This is a genomic window from Pseudosporangium ferrugineum, from assembly GCF_003002065.1.
Lineage (GTDB): Bacteria > Actinomycetota > Actinomycetes > Mycobacteriales > Micromonosporaceae > Actinoplanes > Actinoplanes ferrugineus_A.
Map to the genome: position 1 here is coordinate 1 of NZ_PVZG01000062.1, position 5,025 is coordinate 5,025.

8 protein-coding genes are annotated in these 5,025 nt (G+C 68.7%); 3 read left to right on the top strand and 5 right to left on the bottom strand.

Annotation, left to right across the window (positions count from 1 at the left end; all coding sequences use genetic code 11):
* Together CLV70_RS39490 and CLV70_RS38535 are read right to left on the bottom strand one after the other, a co-directional pair.
* Nucleotides 1-227 (bottom strand): hypothetical protein (locus tag CLV70_RS39490; RefSeq protein ID WP_425440285.1); only part of this gene is annotated, 227 nt, incomplete at its 3' end.
* A 56-nt stretch (nucleotides 228-283) separates the two neighbouring features.
* Entirely contained in the window at nucleotides 284-568 is a 285-nt protein-coding gene (locus CLV70_RS38535; protein ID WP_146164357.1) for a hypothetical protein, read from the bottom strand.
* Between the two features lie 31 nt (nucleotides 569-599).
* On the opposite strand from CLV70_RS38535, the gene CLV70_RS38540 reads away from it, so the two are divergent.
* Nucleotides 600-1,376, top strand: coding sequence for an NAD(P)/FAD-dependent oxidoreductase (locus CLV70_RS38540; protein WP_342750456.1), 777 nt, complete (start codon nucleotides 600-602; stop codon nucleotides 1,374-1,376).
* 40 nt (nucleotides 1,377-1,416) lie between these two features.
* Here CLV70_RS38540 and CLV70_RS41925 read toward each other — a convergent pair whose 3' ends face one another.
* The gene (locus CLV70_RS41925) at nucleotides 1,417-1,539 is read right to left on the bottom strand and encodes a hypothetical protein (RefSeq protein ID WP_281260540.1); all 123 of its coding nucleotides are present in this window, start codon (nucleotides 1,537-1,539) and stop codon (nucleotides 1,417-1,419) included.
* A 133-nt stretch (nucleotides 1,540-1,672) separates the two neighbouring features.
* Between CLV70_RS41925 and CLV70_RS38545 the strand changes: the two genes are divergently transcribed.
* Nucleotides 1,673-2,002, top strand: coding sequence for a TraR/DksA family transcriptional regulator (locus tag CLV70_RS38545; protein ID WP_106131554.1), 330 nt, complete (start codon nucleotides 1,673-1,675; stop codon nucleotides 2,000-2,002).
* A gap of 367 nt (nucleotides 2,003-2,369) precedes the next feature.
* Nucleotides 2,370-2,723, top strand: a complete 354-nt coding sequence (locus CLV70_RS38550; protein ID WP_106131555.1) for an STAS domain-containing protein — start codon at nucleotides 2,370-2,372, stop codon at nucleotides 2,721-2,723.
* Between the two features lie 196 nt (nucleotides 2,724-2,919).
* On the opposite strand, the gene CLV70_RS38555 is transcribed toward CLV70_RS38550, so the two are convergent.
* Both CLV70_RS38555 and CLV70_RS38560 read right to left on the bottom strand, forming a co-directional pair.
* Entirely contained in the window at nucleotides 2,920-4,134 is a 1,215-nt protein-coding gene (locus CLV70_RS38555; RefSeq protein ID WP_106131556.1) for a globin domain-containing protein, read from the bottom strand.
* A 27-nt stretch (nucleotides 4,135-4,161) separates the two neighbouring features.
* Complete coding sequence (locus CLV70_RS38560; RefSeq protein WP_106131557.1) at nucleotides 4,162-4,590, bottom strand: RrF2 family transcriptional regulator; 429 nt, start codon at nucleotides 4,588-4,590, stop codon at nucleotides 4,162-4,164.
* Between the last annotated feature and the right edge of the window lie 435 nt (nucleotides 4,591-5,025).

Genomic DNA, 5,025 nt, shown 5'->3' on the forward strand with positions numbered 1-5,025 from the left:
CGTTTGGTCCCGCCTTCGTCGATGACTCCGTCGAGCGACTCGACCCACTCGCTGGTTTCCTCGGGGTCGATGTCCGGAAGCTGGCTCGGCAGGCCATCGCTGATCACCGGGTGCCGTCTCGGCGTGTGGTTCATCGTCATCCTGTTCTCGACGTCGGCCGGTGTGCGACCGTGGCCGATATGGTCCTGGGGTGCACAGACGGCTGTTCGCGCTGCGGCCGGGCTCATCTGCACGCGACCCGATTCATCGGCTCTGGTGGATCAATTCCTGTTTCGGTCGGGCGTCACGCCGTCCAGGGGACTGCGTCGATGAGCTGGGCGACCGAGAGGCGAGGCGTACGTGGCGGCGTACCGGACTGCGGGTCGGCAATGCCGAGCCGCAAGGCCAGATAGGGATGGTCGAAGGTCCGCAGCATGCGTCGCAGGGCTTCCCGGGTCGCAGGCACCGAGACGACATCGCTGAGCGGCAGCACCGACACCTTCAGCGCGGTAGCGGTAAGCCAGACCGTCGACAGGGCCTCACCGGCCTCCAACCAGCGCTCAGCATCATCTTCGTCGCCGTAGAGCAACGAGCGCGACGCCCGGGGCCTGCTGGCCGAGCTGGAGCAGATCGCCGGCGCCGGCCAACAGCTCGACTACGTTGCGGTTTCCGGGCGGCGCGCACGGGTGATGGAACCGGCTTTGACCGGCCGGGTCGCGACGGCGGTGGAGATTCGCGGGCAACGCTTCCTGCACCCGCCGGAGTTCGTCCGGTCTCTGGCCGAGGCGGTCCGCTCGCGTGGCGGTCGGATCGTCGAAGGCGCCGACGTGACGGCCCTGGAGCACGGCCCCGGTGCGGTGTGCGTGGTCCGCCGGTCCGGTGAGCGGGACCGGCACGACGCGGTCGTGGTCGCTACCGGCGCCGTCCTGAGCGCGCTGACCGCACCTTTCGGGGTACGGCAGCCCGTGCAGGCCGGCCGGGGCTACAGCTTCAGCGTGCCGGCCGAGCGGATGCCCGCAGGGCCGCTGTACTTCCCGCACCAGCGGGTCGCGTGCACGCCCTTGGGCGATCGGCTGCGCGTGGCCGGGATGATGGAGTTCCGCCGTCCTGGCGACGCGCTCGATCCGCGGCGGATCACCGCCGTCGCGGACGCCGTGCGCCCGTTCCTGGACGGCGTGGACCTCGACGACCGCCGCGACGAATGGGTGGGATCGCGGCCGTGCACCGCCGACGGGCTGCCGTTGATCGGCCCCACGGCCGCGCCGGGCGTGTTCGTCGCCGGCGGGCACGGCATGTGGGGGATCGCGCTCGGTCCCGTCACCGGGCAGCTGCTGGCCCAGAGCGTGGTCAAGGGTGAGGTGCCGCCCGAACTGGCGCCGTTCGACCCGTTGCGCTGACCGCCGCGCCGGGAGGCTTTGGCTTCCGGCGGTCCTCATCCTATGGTGGAGCCATGTCGCCGGTGACGTTCTGCTCGCCTGCCGTCACCGAGGTGCCGGCGGCGGCTGCGTGCGTGGTGACGCCGGTGCCGGTGGCCTCCCGGGTGGTGACCATCGCATCCACGCTCACATCCTCGATGCCGGCGCGAACCGGCCGAGGCCCTCCTGCGGACCGTTGCATCCACTGAACGGCCGCCAGGGCGAAGCTTCTCAGCTTCGACCCTTTTTTATTTCCCGCATTCCGCGAAAGGCAGACCATGAGTATTGATCACCGAACTGTCGACCACAGCTGGCTCGCCGATCTGCGCGCGTCCCTGGCCGACGATTTCGCCACGCAGACGTCCCGGCTGCGAGAACTGACCGAGATCAACGCCGACACCGGCGACCCCGGCGAGGCGCACAACCGGGCCGAGTTGCTGGTCACGACCCGGCGCAACATCGAGCAGATCACCGGTGCGCTGCGCCGGATCGCCGACGGCACCTACGGCGCGTGCGAGAAGTGCGACCGGAACATCCCGGTGGAGCGCCTCGAGGTTCTGCCGCACGCGCGCTTCTGCGTGCCATGCCAGGAGAACCACAAGGGGTGACATCGGCGTGGTTGCCGTACCCCCTGAGCGGCACGGCAACCACGCCGTCACCTGCACGGCCGATGTCCGACGGTGGCCGAGTGCAGAAGACATCCAGTAGGCGGACGATCGTCATGTTGCCGAGCACGGGCAAGCAACCAGGCGGGTTCTTCGTCGGTTACGGCCCCTGCCGCCGTCGCTTCTGTCAGCGACGATGGGATGTATGCCGCGGCCGCTCGCCGGCGGCGAGCAGGCGAACACCACCTGCGGTCTGATCCTCGTCGGCGACGGTGCTCTGCATCCGGAGCTGTCGAAGCGACCGTCCGCCGCCTGAAGGCGCGCGTCACCTCGCGCAGACGCTCGGAAGGTACCGCACGAAGGAGGCGTCATGCTTTTCTCGCTTACCCGCGACTCGTACCGCGACGGTCAAGAAGTGCTGTGCCCGATCGGTGAGGTGGACCTGACCACCGTCGGGCATCTGTGCGGCGTGCTGATCGCATCCCTGTCCGATCCAGCGGTCTCCAGCCTGCTGGTCGACATGTCCTGCGTGACCTTCCTCGACTGCGCCGGCATCGGCGCCCTCGTCGAGGCCCGAAAGACCGCGGAACGACACCACAAGCGGTACGGCGTCATCCACCCCCGAGGTCTCCCTCGGCGAGTCCTGGAACTCAGCGGAGTCCTGTCATATCTGAGCCCCGCTACACCACACCACGACCGCGGACTTCAAGCCGCGTTCGCGTGAGTCGATCGACGCCCTAGCAGCCACTTCTATTCCCCGGCATCGGCATACCTCGTCGGACCGCGACGCGGATCGGCGGGTCAAGTCGGCCAAGCATGGCGGTTCCGGGCGGGACGTAACCTCCGACAAGGTTCGTCCCATCCGAATCGGTGATCCATGCAGGTCGGTTCCGGCGGCAGTGTCGCTGAACAGGTGTTGATCAGACGGCTGCGGAGACCGGGGTGGACCGCCACTGTTCGGAGCCGAAGACCTCGTAGCGGATCTGCTCGTCGTTCACCCCACGGCGGTGCAACCCGGCGCGCACTGCTTGCATGAACGATACTGGGCCGCACAGGTAGACGTCGGCGCCGGGGTCGAGCGGAATCGCGTCGGTGTCGATGAAGCCTTGGTGCGCACCCGGGACGTCGCTCGGTTCCTCGTACCAGACGACGGCGGTGAAGGATGTCAGCCGGGAGCCGTGGCTGTGCATGTCCAGGCGAAGCGGGTGTCGTTCGGGGTTGCGGTCGGCATGCACGATCGTGACTTTGCGGATTGGCTGGGTGCGGGCCACATGGTCCAGGATCGCGGCCATCGGGGTGATGCCCACCCCGGCGCTGACCAGGAGCAGAGGCGCAGTGCTGTCGCGCAGCGTCAGGTCACCGTACGGGTGGCTCAGCCGGAGCCGGGAGCCGGCGCTCACCCCGTCGTGCAGGAAGCTGGAGACCATGCCGTCCGGGATGCCGCCGCTGCCGCGTACGCGGCGGACGGTGATCCGCAGGGTGCCGCCGGTGGCTGCCTGGGAGAGGGAGTACTGCCGCAGCTGCCGGCTGCCGTCCGGCAGGTCGGCGGCGACCGTCACGTACTGGCCCGGTAGGAAGCCGGGAGCCGGCCGCCCGTCGGCGGGGGTCAGGATGAACGACATCGTGTCGTGCGCTTCGGCGATCTTCTTCGCTACCACGTACTCGCGCCACGGGTCGGTGCCGTCGACCCCGGCCTCGGCGTAGAGGCGTGCCTCGCGGCCGATCAGCCGGGCGGCGAAGAGCCAGTAGACCTCGTCCCAGGCGGCGGCGACCGCCGGGGTGACCGCGTCTCCGAGCACTGTGCCGACGGCGCCCATCAGGTAGCGACCGACCATGGTGTACTGCTCCGGGCGGATGCCCAGCGCACAGTGCCGCTGCGCGATGCGTTCGACGATGTGGTCGAAGACCACGGCGTCCGGTCCCGCTCCGACGAGGTGCGTGGCGAACGCGGCCACCGCACCGGCCAAGGCGGCCTTCTGCTCACCGGTGGCCTGCGCGCTGCGGCTGAACAGGTTGAGCAGCTCCGGGTTCTCGCCGAGCATCGTGTCGTAGAAGATTCCGGAGATCTGGTCGAGGTGCCTGCCGACGATCGGTAGGGTGGCCTGAATGACCGGGACACTGGTGGTGGACAGCAAGGTTCCTCCAGGCGAGGGGTGGGACGGTTACCGGCGGCCGAGGTTGAGCAGCACCTGCCGGGTGGGCGATGCGCTCAGATCGCCGACGGTGATCGGATCGAGAGTGGTGTAGAACGCTTCCTGGGCGAGGCGCAGCGCTCCGCGCAGCCGACAGGCCTGGCTCAGCGGGCAGACCCGCTCACCCTCGCAGTCGGCGACTTCGGTCTCGCCCTCAAGCTCACGCACGAGGCCACCGATCGAGGCGCTGTGCGCGGTGGCGGCGAGGCGGATGCCGCCGCTGCGGCCGCGGACGGTCGCCAGCAAACCCAGGTGTTGCAACCGCTGCACCACCTTGGCCAAGTGGTGTCGAGGGACCACGAGTGCCTCGGCCAGATCGTCGATGGTGAGCCGGTCGTCGCGTGCCGCACCGAGCATGAGGATGCGAAGGCTGATGTCCGTGGATCTGTTGAGCCGCACCCCGTGACCATACCGATAAAGAGAATCCTAGATTCCTCTTTATGAGAGGTGTCACGAAGATCGCATTCGTGGAGACGGAAGCCTGAGCATGTGCGGGTCGATGCCCAGTGAGCGGTGCTCGTGGCCGGGCCCCCGATGCCGCGCGATCCCACTGCAGGGTCACTTGTGCGGTGACGGTGCGGGTTCTGGTGTGACCGACCGGTTACTGCGTTCACCGGTACGGCTGCGACCCGCTGCTGGTCCTGCTCGCTCGGAGTCGCCGTCGCTGAGCGCGAGGCGGCGTAGACCTGTCCCTGTCACGTTGAGCGGGTGTCAGGTCGACCTCACTGCCGCCGAGCGGTACTGAGCTTTTGGGGTCAGGGTCAGGGCGGTGCCAGTCCGCTGGTGGCGAGGAATCCGTAGGCGAGGGTGGGCCGGTACTGCATCTGTTTGAGC

Bases quoted from the DNA above. Each gene is read 5' to 3' on its own strand.
- CLV70_RS38550 (WP_106131555.1), top strand. From the start codon at position 2,370: ATGCTTTTCTCGCTTACCCGCGACTCGTACCGCGACGGTCAAGAAGTG.
- CLV70_RS38545 (WP_106131554.1), top strand. From the start codon at position 1,673: ATGAGTATTGATCACCGAACTGTCGACCACAGCTGGCTCGCCGATCTG.